This window comes from Ruegeria sp. AB9, from assembly GCF_056542585.1.
Window position 1 is genome coordinate 39,122 of sequence record NZ_JBQGAA010000013.1, and the last position, 20,763, is coordinate 59,884.

Annotated in this window: 25 protein-coding genes; 15 read left to right on the forward strand and 10 right to left on the reverse strand. The window is 58.0% G+C overall.

Annotated features, from left to right (window positions below; translation table 11 throughout):
- Window positions 1-78: 78 nt before the first annotated feature.
- Window positions 79-1,500 carry a metalloprotease TldD gene (tldD, locus tag ACR0K5_RS19885; protein WP_480631279.1) on the reverse strand — a complete coding sequence of 474 codons (1,422 nt, stop codon included), beginning with the start codon at window positions 1,498-1,500 and terminating at the stop codon, window positions 79-81.
- Between the two features lie 176 nt (window positions 1,501-1,676).
- On the opposite strand from tldD, the gene coxB reads away from it, so the two are divergent.
- From coxB to ACR0K5_RS19940, 11 genes are all read left to right on the forward strand, one after another.
- Window positions 1,677-2,588, forward strand: coding sequence for a cytochrome c oxidase subunit II (gene coxB, locus ACR0K5_RS19890; protein WP_480631280.1), 912 nt, complete (start codon window positions 1,677-1,679; stop codon window positions 2,586-2,588).
- A gap of 86 nt (window positions 2,589-2,674) precedes the next feature.
- The gene (gene cyoE, locus ACR0K5_RS19895) at window positions 2,675-3,625 is read left to right on the forward strand and encodes a heme o synthase (RefSeq protein ID WP_480631281.1); all 951 of its coding nucleotides are present in this window, start codon (window positions 2,675-2,677) and stop codon (window positions 3,623-3,625) included.
- The gene (locus ACR0K5_RS19900; protein WP_162896804.1) at window positions 3,622-3,783 is read left to right on the forward strand and encodes a hypothetical protein; all 162 of its coding nucleotides are present in this window, start codon (window positions 3,622-3,624) and stop codon (window positions 3,781-3,783) included. Before cyoE ends, ACR0K5_RS19900 begins: the two co-directional genes overlap by 4 nt.
- A complete protein-coding gene (locus ACR0K5_RS19905; protein ID WP_480631282.1) occupies window positions 3,783-4,358 on the forward strand; it encodes a cytochrome c oxidase assembly protein in 576 nt (191 codons plus the stop codon). Before ACR0K5_RS19900 ends, ACR0K5_RS19905 begins: the two co-directional genes overlap by 1 nt.
- 22 nt (window positions 4,359-4,380) lie before the next feature.
- Window positions 4,381-5,196 carry a cytochrome c oxidase subunit 3 gene (locus ACR0K5_RS19910; RefSeq protein WP_480631283.1) on the forward strand — a complete coding sequence of 272 codons (816 nt, stop codon included), beginning with the start codon at window positions 4,381-4,383 and terminating at the stop codon, window positions 5,194-5,196.
- Between the two features lie 156 nt (window positions 5,197-5,352).
- A complete protein-coding gene (locus ACR0K5_RS19915; protein WP_480631284.1) occupies window positions 5,353-6,030 on the forward strand; it encodes an SURF1 family protein in 678 nt (225 codons plus the stop codon).
- The gene (gene thrC, locus ACR0K5_RS19920; RefSeq protein WP_480631285.1) at window positions 6,027-7,415 is read left to right on the forward strand and encodes a threonine synthase; all 1,389 of its coding nucleotides are present in this window, start codon (window positions 6,027-6,029) and stop codon (window positions 7,413-7,415) included. The genes ACR0K5_RS19915 and thrC overlap by 4 nt, the downstream gene beginning before the upstream one ends.
- Entirely contained in the window at window positions 7,412-8,674 is a 1,263-nt protein-coding gene (locus ACR0K5_RS19925; RefSeq protein WP_480631286.1) for a M16 family metallopeptidase, read from the forward strand. Before thrC ends, ACR0K5_RS19925 begins: the two co-directional genes overlap by 4 nt.
- Entirely contained in the window at window positions 8,674-9,258 is a 585-nt protein-coding gene (locus tag ACR0K5_RS19930) for a GNAT family N-acetyltransferase (RefSeq protein ID WP_480631287.1), read from the forward strand. The genes ACR0K5_RS19925 and ACR0K5_RS19930 overlap by 1 nt, the downstream gene beginning before the upstream one ends.
- A 101-nt stretch (window positions 9,259-9,359) precedes the next feature.
- A complete protein-coding gene (locus ACR0K5_RS19935; RefSeq protein WP_480631288.1) occupies window positions 9,360-10,178 on the forward strand; it encodes an MBL fold metallo-hydrolase in 819 nt (272 codons plus the stop codon).
- A 38-nt stretch (window positions 10,179-10,216) separates the two neighbouring features.
- A complete protein-coding gene (locus tag ACR0K5_RS19940; RefSeq protein ID WP_480631289.1) occupies window positions 10,217-11,632 on the forward strand; it encodes an FAD-binding oxidoreductase in 1,416 nt (471 codons plus the stop codon).
- 37 nt (window positions 11,633-11,669) lie between these two features.
- On the opposite strand, the gene ACR0K5_RS19945 is transcribed toward ACR0K5_RS19940, so the two are convergent.
- Entirely contained in the window at window positions 11,670-12,152 is a 483-nt protein-coding gene (locus ACR0K5_RS19945) for a fasciclin domain-containing protein (RefSeq protein ID WP_480631290.1), read from the reverse strand.
- 171 nt (window positions 12,153-12,323) lie between these two features.
- A complete protein-coding gene (locus tag ACR0K5_RS19950) occupies window positions 12,324-12,863 on the reverse strand; it encodes an adenine phosphoribosyltransferase (protein WP_480631291.1) in 540 nt (179 codons plus the stop codon).
- Between the two features lie 325 nt (window positions 12,864-13,188).
- On the opposite strand from ACR0K5_RS19950, the gene ACR0K5_RS19955 reads away from it, so the two are divergent.
- Window positions 13,189-13,362 (forward strand): hypothetical protein, encoded by a 174-nt coding sequence (locus ACR0K5_RS19955; RefSeq protein WP_480631292.1) that lies wholly within the window; start codon window positions 13,189-13,191, stop codon window positions 13,360-13,362.
- A gap of 7 nt (window positions 13,363-13,369) precedes the next feature.
- Here ACR0K5_RS19955 and ACR0K5_RS19960 read toward each other — a convergent pair whose 3' ends face one another.
- From ACR0K5_RS19960 to ACR0K5_RS19970, 3 genes are all read right to left on the reverse strand, one after another.
- Window positions 13,370-13,999: a LysE family translocator gene (locus ACR0K5_RS19960; RefSeq protein WP_480631293.1), complete on the reverse strand. Its 630-nt coding sequence runs from the start codon at window positions 13,997-13,999 to the stop codon at window positions 13,370-13,372.
- A 51-nt stretch (window positions 14,000-14,050) separates the two neighbouring features.
- Window positions 14,051-14,206, reverse strand: a complete 156-nt coding sequence (locus tag ACR0K5_RS19965; RefSeq protein WP_480631294.1) for a DUF418 domain-containing protein — start codon at window positions 14,204-14,206, stop codon at window positions 14,051-14,053.
- Window positions 14,207-14,328: 122 nt separating this feature from the next.
- Window positions 14,329-14,544 carry a hypothetical protein gene (locus ACR0K5_RS19970; protein WP_480631295.1) on the reverse strand — a complete coding sequence of 72 codons (216 nt, stop codon included), beginning with the start codon at window positions 14,542-14,544 and terminating at the stop codon, window positions 14,329-14,331.
- A gap of 225 nt (window positions 14,545-14,769) precedes the next feature.
- Between ACR0K5_RS19970 and ACR0K5_RS19975 the strand changes: the two genes are divergently transcribed.
- The gene (locus tag ACR0K5_RS19975; RefSeq protein WP_480631296.1) at window positions 14,770-15,618 is read left to right on the forward strand and encodes an alpha/beta hydrolase; all 849 of its coding nucleotides are present in this window, start codon (window positions 14,770-14,772) and stop codon (window positions 15,616-15,618) included.
- 2 nt (window positions 15,619-15,620) lie between these two features.
- Here the strand turns inward: ACR0K5_RS19975 and ACR0K5_RS19980 are convergent, their stop codons facing one another.
- Together ACR0K5_RS19980 and ACR0K5_RS19985 are read right to left on the reverse strand one after the other, a co-directional pair.
- Window positions 15,621-16,493: an S-methyl-5'-thioadenosine phosphorylase gene (locus ACR0K5_RS19980; protein WP_480631297.1), complete on the reverse strand. Its 873-nt coding sequence runs from the start codon at window positions 16,491-16,493 to the stop codon at window positions 15,621-15,623.
- Window positions 16,494-16,559: 66 nt separating this feature from the next.
- A complete protein-coding gene (locus tag ACR0K5_RS19985; RefSeq protein WP_480631298.1) occupies window positions 16,560-17,120 on the reverse strand; it encodes an invasion associated locus B family protein in 561 nt (186 codons plus the stop codon).
- A 166-nt stretch (window positions 17,121-17,286) separates the two neighbouring features.
- Between ACR0K5_RS19985 and ACR0K5_RS19990 the strand changes: the two genes are divergently transcribed.
- Window positions 17,287-18,921, forward strand: a complete 1,635-nt coding sequence (locus tag ACR0K5_RS19990; RefSeq protein ID WP_480631299.1) for a SulP family inorganic anion transporter — start codon at window positions 17,287-17,289, stop codon at window positions 18,919-18,921.
- 31 nt (window positions 18,922-18,952) lie between these two features.
- On the opposite strand, the gene ACR0K5_RS19995 is transcribed toward ACR0K5_RS19990, so the two are convergent.
- Together ACR0K5_RS19995 and ACR0K5_RS20000 are read right to left on the reverse strand one after the other, a co-directional pair.
- Window positions 18,953-19,591, reverse strand: coding sequence for a CatB-related O-acetyltransferase (locus tag ACR0K5_RS19995; protein ID WP_480631300.1), 639 nt, complete (start codon window positions 19,589-19,591; stop codon window positions 18,953-18,955).
- A complete protein-coding gene (locus ACR0K5_RS20000; RefSeq protein ID WP_480631301.1) occupies window positions 19,591-20,196 on the reverse strand; it encodes a flavin reductase family protein in 606 nt (201 codons plus the stop codon). Before ACR0K5_RS20000 ends, ACR0K5_RS19995 begins: the two co-directional genes overlap by 1 nt.
- Window positions 20,197-20,267: 71 nt before the next feature.
- Here ACR0K5_RS20000 and ACR0K5_RS20005 point away from each other — a divergent pair, with 71 nt between their 5' ends.
- A complete protein-coding gene (locus ACR0K5_RS20005; protein ID WP_480631302.1) occupies window positions 20,268-20,762 on the forward strand; it encodes a GNAT family N-acetyltransferase in 495 nt (164 codons plus the stop codon).
- Window position 20,763: the final 1 nt, after the last annotated feature.

Here is a 20,763-nt window from a genome sequence, read left to right on the forward strand (position 1 = left end):
GACATCACCAAACGTAAATGTCGTAAAAAAGGTGGCGCAAGGTTAACCCTGCGCCTCTCTCTGACCCTTGCGCCCGACTCAGGCTGCTGAGCCGCCGACGGTCAATCCGTCCATCAGGACGGTCGGCTGGCCAACACCTACGGGCACCCATTGTCCATCCTTACCGCAGGTACCCATGCCCGGATCCAGCGCCATATCGTTGCCGAGGCCACGGATACGTTTCAATGCCGAAGGCCCGTCGCCTATCAGCGTGGCCCCTTTGACCGGCGCGCCGATCTTGCCGTTTTCGACCCGATACGCCTCGGTGCACGAGAAAACGAACTTGCCATTTGTGATGTCAACTTGTCCGCCGCCGAAACCAACCGCCCAGATGCCGTCTTTGATATCGGCGACAAGAGAGGCTGGATCGGCCTCCCCCCCGAGCATGATCGTATTGGTCATGCGCGGCATGGGCTTGTGCGCATAGCTTTGCCGTCTTCCGTTGCCAGTGGGCGCAACTCCCATCAGCCGCGCATTCTGGCGGTCCTGCATGTATCCGGTCAGAATGCCGTCTTCGATCAGCACCGTGCGCGAACTGGGCGTGCCTTCATCATCCATGGTGATCGAGCCGCGGCGATCAGAAATCGTACCGTCATCCACGACGGTCACGCCTTTCGAGGCGATCTGCTGTCCCATCAGCCCGGCAAAGGCCGAACTTCCCTTGCGGTTGAAATCACCTTCCAGCCCGTGGCCAATGGCCTCGTGCAACAGAATTCCTGGCCAGCCGGGGCCAAGCGCAACTTCCATGACACCAGCAGGGGCGGGGACCGCGTCCAGGTTTACCAGGGCGATACGCAGTGCTTCTCGGGCCTTGGCCTGCCAGTCGACAGGGTCGATCAACCCGCTCAGACCAACCCGACCACCGCCACCCGCCGATCCGCTTTCGCGGCGACCATCCTGCTCGACGATCACCGACACATTCACCCGCGTCATCGGACGCACATCGCGGACCATCACGCCATCGGGGCGCAGAATCTCGACCTCTTGAACGGCGGCTGAAATCATTGCGCTGACCTGCACCACACGTGGATCCAGATCGCGGGCAAAAGCATCGATCTCGCGCAGAGTTTCGATCTTGACCGGGAAGTCGGCGGATTCGATGGGATCTTCATCGGTATACAGGCGGGTATTGGTTGAGCGTGGAGCTTCGGCCAGAGCGCCCCCACCATCACCAACGGCCAGGCGTGCAGTTTCAGCGGCACGTTTCAAAGCGGGAATCGAAACGTCCGTTGAATGGGCATACCCGGCCACTTCGCCCTGTACGGCACGCAGTCCGAATCCTTCGGACGCATCGTAAGACGCCGTCCGCAAACGCCCGTCATCGAACACCAGTGACTCTGATTTTCGCCGCTCGACAAACAACTCTCCGTCTTCGGCACCGTCCGTGGCCGAGCTCAAAATGGCCAGCGCTTCATCGTGCGGAAGAGCGCTTTCAAAGGGGCGAAACGGGGCGTCGGACATGAGTTGGGACCTTTCGGGTTTGATCCAGATCAAAAATAGCGTCTGTTTGACGCAAGCATTTTGCTTTATCTACCCGAGGGAATATGGTTTTTAACGCGGCTAAAGACAACGGGAGAGGTGCGACCGATTCACACCTTTTCGCCAGGGACGCAAAGATCAAACGATCAGGACAGAACATGAAGAATGCTTTGATGCTTTCAGGGTTTATGACAGCCCTCTCCAGCCTTCCCGCCATGGCTCAGGAGCTTGAGATTATTGGCAAACCGGTTGACGGCGGTATGGGTTTTCAGCCCGCGGCCACCAGCCTTGCCACAGGAATTCAGCGTCTGGACGGCATGATTCTGGTGATCATCACCGCCGTCTGCCTGCTGGTTGCCGGATTGCTGGTCTACTGCATCGTGCGCTACAATCAGCGCGTCAACCCCACCCCGGCACGGTTCTCGCATTACACTCCGGTTGAGATTGCCTGGACCCTCGGCCCCATCCTGATTCTGGTCTTCATCGGTGCCTTCTCGCTGCCGGTTCTGTTCAAACAGCAGGAAATTCCGGAAGGTGACATCACCATCAAAGTTGTCGGCAACCAGTGGTACTGGACTTATGAATATGTCGATCACGATTTTGCATTCGACAGCTACTTGCTGGGCCATCCGGCCACTTTGGATGAAGGATCGCGCCCTGCCGATGCGGATGTGACTCCCTTTGTTCTGGATGACGCCATGCGCGCCAAGCTGGCGGACGCAGGCTACAGCGATGACGAATGGCTTCTGGCCACCGATACTGCCGTTGTCGTGCCGGTTGGCAAAGTCGTTGTGATGCAGGTCACCGCTTCTGACGTGATCCATTCGTGGACTATCCCGTCCTTTGGCGTGAAACAGGATGGCGTGCCCGGTCGTCTGGCTGAACTGTGGTTCGAAGCCGAGAAAGAAGGCGTATATTTTGGTCAGTGTTCCGAACTCTGCGGTAAAGACCACGCGTACATGCCGATCACCGTCAAAGTGGTCAGCCAGGAAGCCTATGACGAGTGGCTGCAAGGCGCCATCGACCAATATGCAAGCCTGCCGCAGAGCTATCAGGTCGCTTCAAACTGACCGCGATAAGGGTGGGTTGAAACCTGCCTGACACAAAAGCAGGCTGTGCGGGTGGACCGCGCAGCTTTCGCCCAAAAGGACCCAAGATGACCGACGCAAGCATCAATGCCAGCACAGCGACCGCCCACGCGGACGAGGCCAGCTTTGGCGACTACTTCGCCCTGCTGAAGCCACGCGTGATGTCTCTGGTCGTGTTCACGGCGCTGGTCGGTCTACTGGCGGCCCCCGTTCCGGTCCACCCATTCGTTGGCTTCTGCGCCATCTTGTTCATCGCCATCGGTGGCGGTGCTTCGGGCGCGCTGAACATGTGGTGGGACGCGGATATCGACAAGGTTATGAAACGCACTAAGGGCCGCCCAATCCCATCCGGCAAGGTGGAAGAGGGCGAGGCGATGGCGATCGGTCTCGGCTTGTCCGGCCTGTCGGTGATCATGCTGGGTCTTGCGACCAACTGGTTCGCAGGCGCGTTTCTGGGCTTCACCATCTTTTTCTACGTGGTGATCTACACGATGTGGCTGAAACGTTCGACGCCGCAAAACATCGTGATCGGTGGAGCAGCAGGTGCGTTCCCTCCTGTGATCGGATGGGTGGCCGCAACCGGATCCATGGCGGTTGAGCCGTGGCTGATGTTTGCTTTGACGTTTATGTGGACTCCGCCGCATTTCTGGGCACTGGCGCTGTTCATGCGTTCGGATTATGACGATGCGGGCGTACCTATGTTGACCGTAACGCATGGTCGTCGCGCGACCCGTGTTCATATACTTGTCTACACGGCTCTGCTGGCGATTCTGGCCGTAGGCACTGCATTCTCGGGCATCGGTGGTCCGATTTATCTGACGGTCGCATTGGTGCTGAACGCGTTGTTCCTGCGTGGAGCGTGGCGGATTTCGCGCCGGACCGAGGATGACTCTGAAACCGATAACTTCAAGGTCGAACGCAGCTTCTTCAAGCTTTCGCTGCTCTACCTGTTCTTGCATTTCGGTGCCATTCTGGCCGAAGCTCTGCTGAAACCTTATGGTCTGGGAGGTTGGTCATGAGCCTTCGCAAAAGTCACGAACTGCATCAGCGCCGGTTCAGCCGTAATCTGGGCGTTGGCCTGACGTTGGCGGCCTTTATCGTAATCATCTTTGGCCTGACTATCGTTAAGGTCTCGGGCACTGACTTTAACATGGCCACCCAAGAGGTTCAGAACTGATGGCTCTGTCCGGCCCTCAGAAGACGGTTGCTCAAACCGTGGGGGTGGTTGTCCTGATGGGCAGCCTGGCCTGGGCAGCGGTTCCGTTCTACGACTGGTTCTGCCGTGTGACCGGATTTGGCGGCACCACGGGTGTTGCCGAAACTGCCCCCGAAGAAATTCTGGACCGCACAATCACCGTACGGTTTGATGCATCCAAGGCCAAAGATATGGCATGGGAATTCAAACCCGTCGTGCGCGAGATGGAAGTGCGCATCGGTGAGACCGGACTGGCCTTTTATGAGGCTTACAACCCAACCGATCGCCCGATTGCCGGTCAGGCCTCATACAACGTGGCACCCTATTCGGCTGGCGGATACTTCCAGAAAATTGCCTGTTTCTGCTTTGAAGAACAGGTGCTGCAACCGGGCGAACGCGTAGAGATGCCGGTGACCTTCTTCGTCGACCCTGAACTGGTCGAAGATCTTGAAGCAAAGTATGTTCATACGATCACGCTGTCGTATACATTCTACGAAATTGACCTGCCAGAGGGCTATGCAGCCCTGGAAGCGCAGGCAGAAACAAACACGAACTAACGCCTGTAGGTGAGGGACGCTGATGGCACACGCAAAAAACCATGATTATCACATTCTGGCCCCGTCGATCTGGCCTCTGATCGGAGCCGTCAGCGGTTTTGTGATGCTGTTCGGAGCCGTCCTTTGGATGCATGGCGTTACGCCGTGGATTTTCTGGATGGGCGTCGTTGGGGTCCTCTACACCATGTTCGCTTGGTGGTCCGATGTTGTGGTTGAAAGCCGCCAAGGCGATCACACACCTGTCGTTCGCATTGGTCTGCGTTACGGTTTCATTCTTTTCGTCATGTCCGAGGTGATGTTCTTCTTCGCCTGGTTCTGGTCGTTCTTCAAACATCGCATGTATCCGATGTACGACTATGCGGGCACCGAATATATCCAGCCGGACATTCACGCGGTTGACCCGTTCCACCTGCCGCTGATCAACACTTTGGTCCTGCTGCTGTCGGGCTGTGCGATCACCTGGGCACACCACGCGCTGGTGCATGGCAATGACCGCAAGGCGCTGGTGCAGGGTCTGGCCATTGGTATCGCCCTGGGTATCGCGTTTACCTTCCTGCAGGGGTTCGAATACTACGAACTGCTGGCCCATGATGGCTGGAAGTTTGGGGGCGATCAGTTCTATTCGAACTTTTTCATGGCCACCGGTTTCCACGGCGCACATGTGATCATCGGCACAATCTTCCTGTCGGTCTGCCTGATCCGGGCGCTCAAGGGCGACTTCACACCCGAGAAGCATGTCGGGTTTGAGGCCGCAGCCTGGTACTGGCACTTCGTTGATGTTGTCTGGTTGTTCCTGTTCTTTGCGGTTTACATCTGGGGTCAGGCTCCGCTGATGTAATTCCTGTCAGGTGCTCCAATTGCAGAAGCCGCCTTTCGGGGCGGCTTTTTCTCTATTTCGGGCGCAAGATTGCGCTCCATACAATTGTGTGGTTGCAATTTGGCCCACGCGCCCCTTAACAAGACGCCGGTTTCTGCAACGAGGTTAGATCCTGACATGCGTCGCATTCTGTTTCTGCTGATCTTCGGCCTCGCCGGTTTGGGTGTGCTGCTGTCGCTTGGCATCTGGCAGGTGCACCGTCTGGCCTGGAAGAAGGAGGTGCTGGCCGAGATCGAAAGCCGCATCTCAGCCAACCCCATCGCCCTGCCGCAGCAAGTCTCAAAGGACGCGGACAAATACCTTCCGGTAACGGTTTCGGGTGAGCTGGAATCAGGAGAAATCCATGTTCTGGTCTCAGTCAAACAGGTCGGGGCAGGGTATCGCATCATCCAATCCTTCAGCACCGAGGACCGCACAATTCTGGTCGATCGGGGGTTTGTGCCGACAACAGCCAAGCAGGCACAGCGTTTGACCGGCACGATGGAGATCACCGGCAATCTGCACTGGCCGGATGAGATCGACAGTTACACGCCTGAACCGGATATCGATGACAACATCTGGTTTGCCCGGGACGTGCCCAATCTGGCTGCTGCCTTGGGGGCCGAGCCTGTATTGCTGATCGCGCGGTCCCAGACCGACCCGAACGTGACACCTTTGCCGGTAGATACGGCGGGCATCCCCAACGATCATCTGCAATATGCAATCACCTGGTTTGGTCTGGCTCTGGTCTGGGCCGCGATGACCGGTTACTTCCTGTGGCGCAGCCGTGCCAATTCTGAGAGTGAACAGCAATGAAATACATCTCGACCCGTGGCCAAGCGCCAGAACTGACCTTTGAAGAGGCGATGCTGACCGGTTTGGCCCGTGATGGTGGCCTGTATCTGCCCGCCGAGATCCCGGTGATGACGCAAGACGAGATCGCGGCGCTGGCTGGATTGCCCTATGAAGAGATCGCCTTCCGTGTGATGTGGCCCTATGTCAGCGGATCGTTTGCCGAGGATGAGTTCAAAGAGATCGTAGCCCGCGCTTATGAAGGGTTTGGTCATGACGCCCGCGCGCCGCTGAAGCAGTTGAACGAAAACCACTTCCTGCTGGAGCTGTTCCACGGGCCGACGCTGGCCTTTAAGGACTTTGCGATGCAGTTGATCGGCCAACTGTTTCAGGTGGCGCTGAAACGACGCGGCGACCGTGTGACCATCGTGGGGGCGACCAGCGGTGATACCGGCTCGGCGGCCATTGAAGCGTTCCGAGGGCTTGATGCGGTGGATGTGTTCATCCTGTATCCGCATGGCCGCGTGTCCGAAGTGCAGCGTCGCCAGATGACCACCCCTGCGGACAGCAACGTGCACTCATTGGCCGTGGATGGCGATTTCGATGATTGTCAGGCCGCGTTGAAAGACATGTTCAATGATTTCGACTTCCGCGATGGGGTGAAACTGGCGGGCGTGAACTCGATCAACTTTGCCCGCGTGCTGGCGCAGATCGTCTATTACTTCTCGGCCGCCGTCAGCCTTGGCGCACCGCATCGCAAGGTCAGTTTCACTGTGCCAACCGGCAATTTTGGTGACATATTCGCGGGCTATCTTGCCAAACGCATGGGCCTTCCAATTGACCGTCTTGTGGTGGCGACAAACCAGAACGACATCCTTCATCGCTGCCTGTCTGGCGAGGGGTACTTCAAAGGCGACACCATACCCTCGATCAGCCCGTCGATGGATATTCAGGTCAGCTCCAACTTTGAACGCGCGCTGTACTATGCCTATGGCGAGGATGGTAGTGCTGTGGCGCAGTTGATGGACGAACTCAAGACCGGCGGTTTCAATGTCAGCCAAGGTGCGATGGAGGCTTTGCGCGAGAATTTCGACTCGGGTCGCGTGTCGGAAGAGGAAACGTTGGCGACGATCAAACACACGCTGGCGCACAGCGCGGAACTGGTCTGTCCGCACACGGCGGTCGGCATCAAGGTTGCCGAAGATCACCGCGTGGCGGACGTACCGATGATCACGCTGGCCACCGCTCATCCGGCAAAATTCCCGGCTGCGGTTGAGAAGGCCAGCGATGTGCATCCGCCTCTTCCCTCCCGGATGTCTGATCTGTATGAACGTCCGGAACGGGTGACACGGATTGCCAATGATCTGGGTGCCCTCGAGGATCATATCAAAAGGCACATCGCTGAGTGACTGTCAGACAAGACCAACTGAAGAACGGCTTTCGTATCGTCAGTGAACATATGCCGGGGCTGCAATCGGCGGCCATCGGCATTTGGGTAACCGCCGGTGGGCGGCATGAGCGGATCGAGCAGAACGGTATTGCGCATTTCCTTGAACACATGGCGTTCAAGGGAACCGAACGGCGTTCGGCATTGCAGATCGCCGAGGCGATCGAAGATGTAGGTGGTTACATCAACGCCTATACCTCGCGCGAGGTCACGGCTTACTACGCGCGTGTCCTGAAGGACGACGTAGCGCTGGCGATGGACGTGATCGGCGACATCGTTCTGAACCCGGTTTTCGACCCGCGCGAGATCGAAGTCGAGCGCGGGGTGATCCTGCAGGAAATCGGTCAGGCCTATGACACGCCTGACGATGTGATCTTTGACTGGCTGCAAGAGCAGAGCTATCACGATCAGCCCCTGGGCCGCACCATTTTGGGTCCGACCGAGCGGGTCAGTGCGTTCTCGCGCGAGGACCTGTCGGGTTTCGTGGCTGAGCACTACGGACCTGAGCAGATGATCCTGTCGGCGGCGGGCGCGGTGGATCACGATTCACTGATGAAAATGGCCGAAGAGATGTTTGGCCATCTGAAGCCACGCAAAGGACTGATCCCCGAAACGGCCCGGTTCACCGGTGGAGAGGCGCGACAGGAGAAAGAGCTGGAACAAGCCCATTTCGCCTTGGCGCTGGAAAGCCCCGGCTATCGTGATGATGCGATCTATACGGCGCAGATTTACTCGACTGCTCTGGGTGGGGGAATGTCTTCGCGCCTGTTTCAGGAGGTGCGCGAGACACGCGGGCTCTGCTATACGATCTTTGCCCAGACCGGCGCTTACGCGGATACCGGGACAACAACGATCTATGCAGGAACCTCGGCTGATCAGGTAGGTGAACTGGCGACGATCACCATTGATGAGATGAAGCGTGCGGCTGAGGACATGAGCGCCGAGGAAGTTGCCCGTGCTCGGGCGCAAATGAAGGCCGGTATGCTGATGGGGCTGGAAAGCCCTTCGAACCGGGCCGAACGCCTGGCGCGCCTGGTGCAGATCTGGGGCCGGGTGCCTCCTTTGGAAGATACCGTTGCCAAGATCGACGCCGTCGGTACCGAAGATGTGCGCGCCTTCGCCGAGACCATGGCCCTGCAAGCACCGGCGGCACTGGCGTTGTACGGACCGGTTTCAGCCGCGCCGACACTGGCTGAGCTGCAGGAGAGGCGGGCGGCGTGATGCTGTTGGGCAGACGCAAGCTGAAACTCGAGACTGCGCGGCTCAGCTTGCGCCCGCCTGTACATTCTGATTTCAACGACTGGGCTGCGCTGCGCCGCGCCTCAAAACAATATCTGACACCTTGGGAGCCGATCTGGGCCAAGGACCATCTGAGCCGCAAGTCCTTTACCAATCGTGTCTATTGGGCACAGCGCTCGGTCGCGGGCGGGACGGCGATTCCGCTTTTCCTGTTTCGTCGGGAGGATAACGTGCTGGTTGGGGCCATCACGCTGGACAACATCCGGCGTGGTCCCGCACAGGCGGGCACATTGGGGTACTGGACCGGTCAAGCCTTTGCCCGTCAGGGATACATGCGCGAAGCGATCGGGGCGATGGTCCATCATGCCTTTACCCGCCTGGACCTGAGCCGGATCGAAGCGGCCTGCCTGCCGGAAAACCGGGCGTCGCGGGGGTTGCTGGAAAGCTCGTCCTTCAAGTACGAAGGCGTGGCGCAGTCTTATCTGCAGATTAACGGACGATGGCGGACGCATGTTCTGTACGCCAGCCTGCGGTCCGACCGTCGCGGTAAAACGGACGCGGGATAGGGGCTCTGCCCCCGTCGCAGCAGGCTGCACCTCACCCGAGGTATTTAAGGCCAGATCAACAAGGGGCATGACTTGTCTGCATTCTGCGCTAAACTTCGGATATGCGCTGGTTGGTTGCGGCATTGATGATGATTTCGGGCGGGGCTGCGGCGCAGGAACGGCGGTCGAGCCATTGTGTAGCCATCGCCGATGCCACACCCGGAATTGAATATCTGCACAAAGCGGCGTGGCAGGATCCTGTGCCAGAGTTTTCGGTGCGGATCAGCTATATCGCGCACGCGTCTTTCATGATCCAGACCCGCGGCGGGCTGAACGCAGTTACGGATTTTACCGGGTTTATCGGAAGCGCAGATTTGATCCCCGACATTGTAACGATGAACCATGCCCACAGCACGCATTGGACGGCACATCCCGACCCTGCTATCCCGCATGTTCTCCCGGGATGGGGAGAGTTCGGGCAAGGCATCGAGCATCATCTGGATCTGGGCGAGATGCTGGTGCGCAATGTCTCAACCGATATCCGGTCTGCCTATGGCGGAGTGGAAGAGCGCGGGAATTCGATCTTTGTGTTCGAGGTCGAGGGGCTGTGCATTGGGCATCTGGGACATTTGCACCATGTGCCGTCGGACGAACAATTCGCTGCGCTTGGACGGTTGGATGTGGTCATGGCCGCCGTCGATGGCGGGACCACCATGCCTCTGCCGGACATGATTTCGGTTCTGAAACGGCTCAAAAGCTCTGTCATCATTCCGATGCACTGGTTCTCGGGGTTCTCGCTGGACCGGTTCCTGGTGGATATCCGGGACACGTTTCCGGTTGAACGCGATGGGGTGTCGGAAATCATTGTTTCGCTGCGCGATTTGCCCGATCGGCCAACGGTTGTAGTGCTTGAGCCGCGCTATCTGATTGATCAGGAATAGGACTTGCCGCGGCTGCGCGGGTTGGGCATTGAAAGTGTATGAGTTTGAACCCCGCCGATGACAAGTTTGCTGTGTTGATCCGCTCGAAACTGGGTGACGACGCGCTGCGCCCCGTGGAAGAACGGTATCTGGAAGAACCGCGCGGGCGCTTTTCCGGACAGATCGGGTTGCTGGCCTTGCCCCGCACCAGCGAAGAGGTGGCGACGCTGGTGAGGTTGGCTGCGCGCGAACGGGTGCCGGTTGTCCCCTATGGCGGCGGTACCGGTTTGGTCGGCGGGCAGGTGATGACGAACGGCCCGGCGCCTCTGCTGATTTCTTTGGAACGAATGACAGCCATTCGGTCTGTTTTTCCGACTGAGAATATACTGATCGCTGAAGCCGGAGCCATTCTGCAAGACGTTCATACCGCAGCTGAGGCGGTTGGTCGGTTGTTTCCCCTGTCGCTGGCGGCGCAGGGATCCTGTCGGATCGGGGGAAATCTGTCGACCAATGCCGGGGGCGTCAATGTTTTACGTTATGGCAATGCCCGCGACCTGTGCCTGGGGCTTGAGGCAGTGCTGCCAAACGGTCAGATTTGGCATGGTCTCAGCCGATTGCGAAAGGACAACACAGGTTATGACCTGCGCAACCTGCTGATCGGAGCCGAGGGCACCCTGGGGATCATCACTGCGGCATCGCTTAAATTGTTTCCCCGGCCTGCCGTAGTCGGAACGGCGATGTTTCAAGTTGTCTCGCCCGATGCGGCTATTGAACTGCTGGCCATGACCCGGGATCAGGTGGGCGAGACGGTCAGCACTTTTGAACTGATCCACCGACAAGGGCTTGATTTCTTGACCGAGGTTCTACCGGATGTCCGCCAACCGTTCAGCACTCCCCCGGAGTGGAGCGTCTTGATCGAGCTGGGATTGGCTAACGGGCAATCAGCGTCAGATGCATTGGAAAATCTCTATGAGCAAGCCGAAACGCTAGGCCTCGTCGCGGACGGTGTGATCGCCCAGAGTCAGGCGCAACGCGCCGATCTGTGGGCAGTACGCGAGCGCATCCCCGAAGCCAATCGCCTGATCGGTTCGGTCTCGAGCCATGACATTTCGATTCCGATTTCCAGAATTCCCGATTTCATTCGCGAAGGTGGAAGAATGATCTCTGGCCTCGGGCCGTTCCGGATCAATTGTTTTGGCCATCTTGGGGATGGCAATCTGCATTACAATGTGTTTCCGCCCGAAGGGCAGAGCCGATCAGAGTTCGATGATCAAAGGAAAGTAATCAAGCATGCAGTGCATGATCTGGTTGCCGCCTTTGACGGTTCGGTCAGTGCAGAACACGGGGTGGGGCGCCTTAAGACCGACGATCTGGAACGCTATGGCGATCCAGCCAAGCTGGGCGCGATGCGGGCCATAAAGACGGCTTTGGACCCGCAGGGCATCATGAACCCTGGCGCGGTCCTGAAAGGATGAACACGGCCCAAGATCCGAGCCGTGTCCGGTAAATTCCTTAAGATGCAGGCAGGATCACCTTATCGATCACGTGGATCACACCGTTCTTTGTTTCGATATCGGCCTGAACAACGTTGGCGTCATTCACCATCACACCGGCATCCAGATCGATTGTAATATCGTCGCCCTGAACGGTTGCAGCCGTCATGTCATCACTCAGATCACCTGACATCACTTTGCCGGGCACAACATGGTAGGTCAGAATGGCGACCAGCTGATCTTTGTTCTCAGGCTTCATCAAATCTTCCACCGTCCCTTCAGGCAGAGCCGCAAACGCGTCATCGGTGGGGGCAAACACGGTGAAAGGACCTTCGCCTTTCAGTGTGTCCACCAGTTCGGCGGCCTGCACGGCGGCGACGAGTGTTTCAAAACTGCCGGCGGCGACGGCTGTGTCAACGATATCTTTGCCATGGCCATCGGCCAAAGCGGTTGTGCTGAACAGGATCGAGGTGACACCGGCGGCGGCGAATTTGCGGAACATAAGAGAGACTCCCTGGGTTAAAATGCTTCAAGCAGCATCACCCGAGCTACGCGGCGCCCTCACAGAAAGATCACTTATTTTGAGCTAACTTGCGACTTGAACAACAAGAAAGCCGCGCCAAGCCAGCGCGGCTTTAGGTTTCCAGTCACGTTATTGTGAAAAGGTTTCTGGTCAGAGCCCTTCGAACTCGCACAGCACGTGTACGTCCATGTCCATCGCTTCCAGAACCTTACGGCCTCCCAATTCGGGCAGGTCGATGATGAATGCGCACGAGACGATTTCGCCTCCAAGCCGTTCGATCAGTTTGATTCCTGCCGCCGCAGTACCACCCGTAGCCAACAGATCGTCGACCACCAGGATCTTTTCGCCGGGCTGGATGGCATCGTCGTGAATCTCGACTATCGCTTCGCCGTATTCCAGTTTGTAATCTTGGCTGATTGTGGTGCCGGGCAGCTTACCTTTTTTGCGGATCGGCACAAAACCAACGCTCAGCTGATGCGCAATCGCTCCGCCCAGAATAAAGCCACGCGCTTCAAGCCCCACCACTTTGTCGATCCGTTCGCCGGCATAGGGGTGCAGCATCTGGTCAATCGCCATCCGAAATCCGCGGGGGTCCGCAAACAGGGTTGTCACATCGCGAAACATGATCCCTTCGTGGGGAAAATCGACGATGGTTCGGATGTAATCTTTGACAGATTTATTTCTGGACATGGGCCAACCCTTTTAGCGTCAAAACACCCAAGGGTGTTTGGCCCATCGGATGGCACCATGCAAGGTGCTATTCCGGCGCACCGTTAGTGGCGACGGGGTAGGACTGCGCGGGGCAGGCTTTTGTATCGGTATAGCGAGGCAGGCAACCACGACAGATGTGGTTTGCGCCAATTGCGTTGATCTCGCAAAAGAAAAGCCTGAGCAGTATGAAGGTTCATTGCCATATCCCTATTATTGTTGTTAAGTGCCTGATAACGACATTCACTATGCTATGTATATACAATGCATCGCCCGCAATTGCAAAATTTCGCTGAGGACAGTGCGCGTGGTCAGGAAAGACGGTAAGGGATCTACCAAGAAAAACAGTCAACTGGTCCTTCGTCTGGATAAGGACGAACGCGACGCCTTTGTCGAGTTGTGCAAAGAGCTGGACACTTCAGCCGCGCGCGAAATCCGCAGGTTTATCCGTGGCTTCATGAAGGAACACGCCGAGGATTAAGCCCACCTTAGGTCGGGCGGCGCAGAACCGCTGTGGCCACACCCATCCCTATCAGGGTCAGCCCGCCAAACCGTGTCATTGTTGTGATGACATTGGCGCGCCCAATCAGTCGCCGCAGCCGGTCGGCCAGCAGCGCATAGGCCAGTGCGTTCAGCCCGGCCAGCCCAACAAACGTCACGATCAGGATGGCGAATTGCGGACCCAGCGGATCAGCCGGGCGCAGGAACTGCGGGACAAAGGCGATGAAGAAGGCGATGGATTTCGGGTTCAATGCGGTCACCGCCGCAGCGTGCCCAAATACGCTACGTGCGGTCACGTCACGCCCGGTATCGACTGTGCTCAACCCGCCTGCAGGCGCGCTGCGCAGCAGTTTGATTCCAAGCCAGACCAAATAGGCGGCCCCGACCCATTTGAGGACCGAAAACAGGGTGGCCGAGGCCAGCACCAGCGCGCCCAACCCCAGCAGTGAGGCAGTCATGGCCACAAGATCCCCCAACGCAACCCCGGTGGCCGACGCCACGGCGACGCTGCGCCCCTTGGACAGGGCATAGCTGAGTACCAGCAACACGGTTGGGCCGGGGATCAGCAGCAAAGCTGTGGAAGCGGCGACAAAGGCCAGCCAGAGTTCAAGCGACATGGGGGCTCCTGCAGACGTATTGTCACACCAAGCCCCTGTGGGGTGGCAAGGTCAAGCCCTTGTTCGCTCGGTTACGCGCCGCATCAGTGCTTCCAGCGGGCCGCGTTTGAATTTGCGGAACCACACCATCGCGAAAAGCGAGGATAATACGCAGAAAAACGGGACATATGAAACGATCTGTTGCGCGCTCAGCGACCAATTCAGCATCCGGGCTTCTTCCAATACGCCGATCCCGACCAGAATATGCGCCGTGTAAAGGGTCAGGGTTTGTCACCCCGGTGCGGTCAGAATCGGCGCAACCCGGAACCGCTCGAGCTTGGGCCACAGCGTCAGCAGCGCCCCGATCGCCACACAGGCTGTGCGTGTTCCAATCCGAACGCGCGACAAATCCCGGCAAGGACAACAAACAAAGCCGCAGCGCTTCCTTCCAGCGCGTTAATCAAGTCCAATCCGGGCTCGACCTGCGCGGCGACACGGAAGTTCACCAAAACCATGCCGCAAAAGGCCAGAAACCGGGCAATGTCCAGCGCGTCCAGTCGTTTCATCCGGCTTCGCTTGTCTGTTTGCAATGTCGCTAAGTGTCTGTTGAAAAAATATATTCAGCGCAAACATTGCGGGTCGCTGCTATAGTTCAACCATCCGAGATGCAAAACTCACGCAGTCGGGCATTGTGGCAACAGGCTAAAGATTGGATGAAGCTTTGCACGTTCGTCTTGAAACGGCACCGAACCTGCCCAGACTCGTAGAGCACGTTATTGGAGGAGGCAAAAGTGCAGATCCAAAGTACGGACGCCAAGACCTTTTGGCGGATCAATAGCGTAAAACAACTGCTGCTTCGCGTCTTGCTGGCCGTGATGGTCGTTTATTGCGGCATCGTCGGCTATATGTACTTCAATCAGCAATCGCTGCTGTACAAACCTGAAGGTGAGCTGCCCGATCCAGCCTCGGTTGCCCTTGCGGATGTCGATGTTCTGTCGCTGCCCATGTCCGATGGGACGGTTCTGACTGCATGGGCTGCCCCTGCCGCGACCGAAGGTGCCCCGACGGTTTTGTTCTTTCATGGTCAAAGTGGAAATCTGGGCGACCGCTCGGACCGGCTCAGAGAGATACTGAACAGCGGCTATGGATTGTTGGCCCCCAGCTATCGCGGATATCCGGGCAGCGCAGGCGCGCCTTCTCAAACGGCCTTGATCTCGGACGGGCTAGAGCTTTTTGACCAATTGCGCAATTCTGGAGAGCCGGTTGTTCTGCATGGCCAAAGCCTTGGTACGGCGGTGGCGGCGTCAGTAGCGGCGCAACGACCCGAGGTCGAGATGCTGGTGTTGGAAGCGCCATTTACCGCAACTGCGGACGTGGCGGCGGAACGTTATCCGTGGTTGCCTGTATCGGCCCTGATGCAAGACAAGTTTGCCACCCGGGACATCATCGAAATGATCGAGGTGCCGACGCTGATCTTCCACGGCACAGATGATCGAACCGTTCCTGTGCACCACAGCGCGCGCCTAGCCGAGATGGGGGGAGAAGGGACTGAGTTTTTCTCGATCCCCGGCGGCACTCACAACGACTTGTGGTCGCATGGTCTGTGGCAAACCGTTCAGGACCGCCTGCCACAGAACTGACCTTAAAGAATACGCCCGGCCACCGCGTCCAGCTTGGCCAACAGCGCCGGGTCGCGTTTTTCAGGTGCAGTCAGGATCGCATACTCCAAGGCCCTGTCGCAGCCATGCGGGCATGGCGCACGTTCAGCCCCCAGCAAGGCAGGCAGGCCCTTGACCAGCGCGCGGCCCTTGTCGGCATTGCCGGTCAGGGTGGCGATAATGGCGGCTACGTCCACCTCACCATGGTCCGGGTGCCAGCTGTCATAATCCGTGACCATCGCGATCGAGGCATAACAAAGCTCGGCCTCGCGGGCGAGTTTGGCTTCGGGCATGTTGGTCATGCCGATCACGTCACAGCCCCATTGCTCGCGATACATCTTCGATTCCGCGAGACTGGAAAACTGGGGGCCCTCCATCGCCAGGTAGGTGCCGCCACGATGGATTTTGATGCCGGCGGCTTTGCCTGCGGTCTCACAAGCGTCCGACAGACGCGGGCAGGTGGGATGGGCAACACTGACATGAGCCACGCAGCCACTGCTGAAAAAGCTTTTCTCCCGTGCAAAGGTGCGGTCAATGAACTGATCGACAATCACGAAGTCGCCGGGTGCCATATGCTCGCGAAACGATCCGCAGGCCGAAACCGAGATCACGTCCGTTACGCCCAGCCGTTTCAAAGCGTCGATATTGGCGCGATAGGGTACATCGGTTGGTGAATGCACATGGCCGCGCCCATGACGCGGCAGAAAGGCCATTTCGACACCATCCAGTGATCCGGTCAGGATCTGGTCTGAGGGTTTGCCCCACGGGGTCTCAACCTCTACCCATTCTGCATTTTCCAGCCCATCGATGTCATAGATGCCCGATCCGCCAATGACGGCTATCTTGGTTTGGGTCACTGTCCTGCTCCATGTCTAGATTTGCTGTTGGATTTGTGCGGGCTGAGCCCAGGTTTGACAAGGGGGCTAGTTCTGTTTCGCCAACAGGTTGCGTTGTTGCGATTGCTCAGTGAAATCGGCCCAGGCCGCGGCAAACGTGTCCAGAGGCCAGGTCAGATCCTGCGACTGCCCGTGCCGGTCGCGGAAAACAAAGCGATATGCATCTCCAGTCAGCATGGCGTCCAACACGTCCTTGGCGCGTTGATCTTCGAAAGTGCAGCTCAACCCGGTCAGGCACCCCGGACGCCGTGTGCGCCAGATGGTTTCTTCGCCCTTGTCGATGCGAAAGCCGAATGGGTTGAAGAAGGTGCCGGGTTCCATCCCGAACTCAACTTTAAACCCTTCTGGTTCTGGCGTTATAAACACGAACTGTGCCGCAAATTTTGGCCGAAGCGAAAACACCTCGGCCCGCCGGATGTAACACCGTTGTCGCAACGCGCCGTTTTCTTCTCGCTCGTCACAGATCGAATTCCAGATGCCGAAAATCTCGTGATGCGTCACCCGCCAGTTTCCGGCTGTGTCATTGCCTTCCAAATCCTGTGCTAGGACGGGAAGGGCTGAGAAGACAAACAGGATGATCCAACGCATGATTTCACAGTTGATTGCTTGACACCTGCGCCGCAAATCACGTTGCCGCGAGCCTGGGGTATGCAACAGGTGCATGGCTGCATCCCACCTACCGCAGTAGCTCAATACCGGCACGCCCGCTACAACAGCGCCTTCGCGCGAACATAAAACCCTATAGGACTGTCTGATGCCCCGAGCCTTGCTGGCAAGCTTTGCCAATCGCCTTGCCATACCCGATCTGCGCTGGGTGCCAGATGAGGGGCTGACCCTCTCACGCCTGCGGATTGAGCTGCTATCCGGCCTGACCGTGGCCCTTGCACTGGTGCCCGAGGCCGTGGCCTTTGCCTTTGTGGCCGGCGTGCATCCGCTGGTCGGTCTTTACGCCGCGTTTTTGGTTGGTTTGATTACCGCGCTGATCGGTGGCCGGCCGGGCATGATCTCGGGTGCGACAGGCGCGCTGGCTGTCGTCATGGTGGCACTGGTGGCCGAACACGGGGTCGAATATCTGTTCGCGACCGTTGTTCTTATGGGACTCCTGCAGGTCATTGCAGGGGCGATGCATTGGGGGCGCTTCATCCGTTTGGTGCCCCATCCGGTGATGCTGGGCTTTGTAAACGGCCTGGCCATCGTGATTTTTCTGGCCCAGATGGGACAGTTCAAAGTGCCCGGAACCATGGAAAACACCGGCCACGGTATGAGTGGCGGCGAATGGCTGTCTGGGATGCAGCTTTACACCATGCTGGGTCTTGTCGGGCTGACCATGGCGGTGATCTGGGTGATACCGCGGATCACGCGCATCATTCCGGCGCCACTGGCCGGTATTCTGGTGGTCGCGGCAATCGTGATCGGGTTTGGCCTTGACGTACCACGCGTCGGCGATCTGGCATCAATCGAAGGCGGTCTGCCTGCCTTCCACATTCCGATGGTCCCGTTGAACTGGGAAACGTTTGAAATCATCTTGCCTTATGCGGTCATTCTGGCGGCCATTGGCCTGATCGAATCCCTGCTGACCCTGAACCTTGTGGGTGAGATCACCGGCAAACGCGGCGGAGCCTCACAGGAGTGTATCGCTCAGGGCGCTTCGAATATTGTGACCGGGTTTTTCGGCGGCATGGGCGGTTGCGCGATGATCGGTCAATCGATGATCAACGTGAAATCAGGTGGCCGTACCCGTATTGCCGGGATCGCAGCGGCGCTTTTCCTGCTGGTCTTCATCCTGTTCGCCTCGCCTCTGATCGAGCAAATCCCGCTGGCGGCGCTTGTAGGCGTGATGTTCATGGTGGTGATCGGCACCTTTGCGTGGAACTCGTTTAAGATCATGCGCAAAGTGCCCATGACTGATGCATTCGTCATTGTTCTGGTGACCGTTGTGACGGTAATGGAGGACCTTGCGGTCGCGGTTGTGGTTGGCGTCATCGTCTCGGCGCTGGCCTATGCCTGGAACAACGCCAAACGCATTCACGCCGTCACGCGCGACTCCGAGACCGAAAAAGGCGCGAAGGTTTACGAAATCCAGGGTCCGCTGTTCTTCGGGTCTTCTGATGGATTTATCGAACTCTTCGATGTCCCGAACGACCCTGAAACAGTCATCGTCGATTTCGCTGAAAGCCGTGTGGTGGATCAGTCTGCCCTTCAGGCCATCGAAAACATTGCTGCAAAATATGAAGCGGCAGGAAAACGCGTCATGCTGCGCCACCTGAGCCGGGATTGCCATAAGCTGCTGAACAAAGCCGGTCACCTGATGGTCGACAGTGATGATGACCCGGATTATGAGCTGGCAGTAGATTACACTGTCCGTACCGGCATTCTGGGCGGGCACTGATTGTGAAAGGCGGCCGAATAGGCCGCCTTTTTTAATGGACCAAACGCTCCAAGCTATCGATATCTCCGGTCAGCAGGGCGCTTTCGGCTTCGGTGATCAGATCGACTGGCCAATCCCACCACTTCAATGCAAGCAGCCGCTCAATTTTGTCGGTGTCAAACCGATACCGGCGTACCTCGGCCGGATTGCCTGTCACAATTGCATACGGTGGCACTGTTCCCCGTACGACAGATCCAGCACCGATAATCGCGCCATCTCCGATCTTGGCGCCTGGCATGATCAAAGCGCCGTACGCGATCCAAACATCATTTCCGATCACAGTATCCCGCCTGTCCGGCTGGTACCCCAACAGTTTTTCAGGGTCGAATACCGGAAAAGGGTAACATGTCGCACCGTCCATGGAGTGGTTGGCCGACGAGGTAATGAACCGGACGCCGTGGGCGATTTGGCAGAACTTACCCAAGACAAGTTTTTCGCGGGAAAACGGGAACAGATATGGGGCGAGACGTTTCGCCCAATCCTCTGGCGCGTCGAAATCCGACGCATAGCTGTAATCACCGACGTCTATTCTTGGGTGGTCGATGGCCTGAGACAGGAAGACCGTCCCCGTATAGCCGGAGCCGCCCGGCAAGGTAATTGGGTATCTGCGCGATGCTTCAGGTAGGGGCATTAGTCATCCGGTCTTGAAAGGCTGAACAACTCGGACACAACAGAATAATCGCGGTACCCAAGCCGTGCCAGAGGTTTGAACGCGGTCACGTCGAATTTGCCGTCTCGGATGTGATCGTCGTGCAAATGAACGCCTGTCACTTCGCCAAACACGACCCGGTTCGCTTCACCGGGCAGGGTTACAATCTGGGTCAGCTTGCATTCCAGCGCAGCAGGTGCCCCTTCAATCCGTGAGCAGGGGATGGTTTCGCATTCGATCGGTGACAGCCCGGCATGTGAAAACTCATCGACTTCTTTTGGCAGGCCTGCGGAACTTGCGTTCATCGCGTCCCGGTGCGCATGAGCAACGACATTCACACAGAACACACCCGTGGCCTCGATATTGGCGACGCTGTCCTTTCCACCGTTCTGATCGTGTTTGGTGCCGGTTGTGGCAAACATCACCTGTGGCGGCGTATAGGCCACGCCGTTGAAGAAGGAATAGGGCGCCAGATTGTTGATCCCATCCGCATCCCGTGTCGAGATCCAGCCGATCGGGCGCGGCGTGATGATGGCGTTGAACGGGTTGTGCGGCAGGCCGTGGCCGTCTTCGGGGCGATAGAACATCTGATCTCCAAGCGTTTGCCCAAGGCGTACCGAAGTGCTAGGGCGAATTCCAGCAAGGAAAAGAGGGCAGGGTGCAGCAATTCGGGATCAGGCCGGAAGAGCCGGACGATTGGTGGGAGGTCGAAGCCCTCTATGATCTGTGTTTTGCACCGGGTCGTGAGGCCTTGTCGTCGTACCGATTGCGCGATGACGTTCCACCGGTTGCGGGCCTGTCTCTGGTCGCACGCGACGGTCAGGGAATTCTGGCCGGTGCGATCCGGTTCTGGCCTGTTCATGTCGGTGATCACGATGCTTTGCTGCTGGGGCCTGTGGCCGTGCACCCCACCCATCAGGGAGAAGGTCTGGGTGGTTACCTGATCCACGCCGGTGTCGAAGCGGGGCGAACCCTCGGGTGGCAACGGGTCATGCTGGTAGGGGATGAACCCTATTACAGGCGGTTTGGGTTCGCGCGGTTGCAGGGGGTAAAGATGCCTCCGCCCACCAACCCAGACCGGGTTTTGGGGCTGGAATTGGTGTCCGGCGTCTGGTCCGGGGTTCAGGGGGCCGTGACCCGCTGGAGCCGCTGAC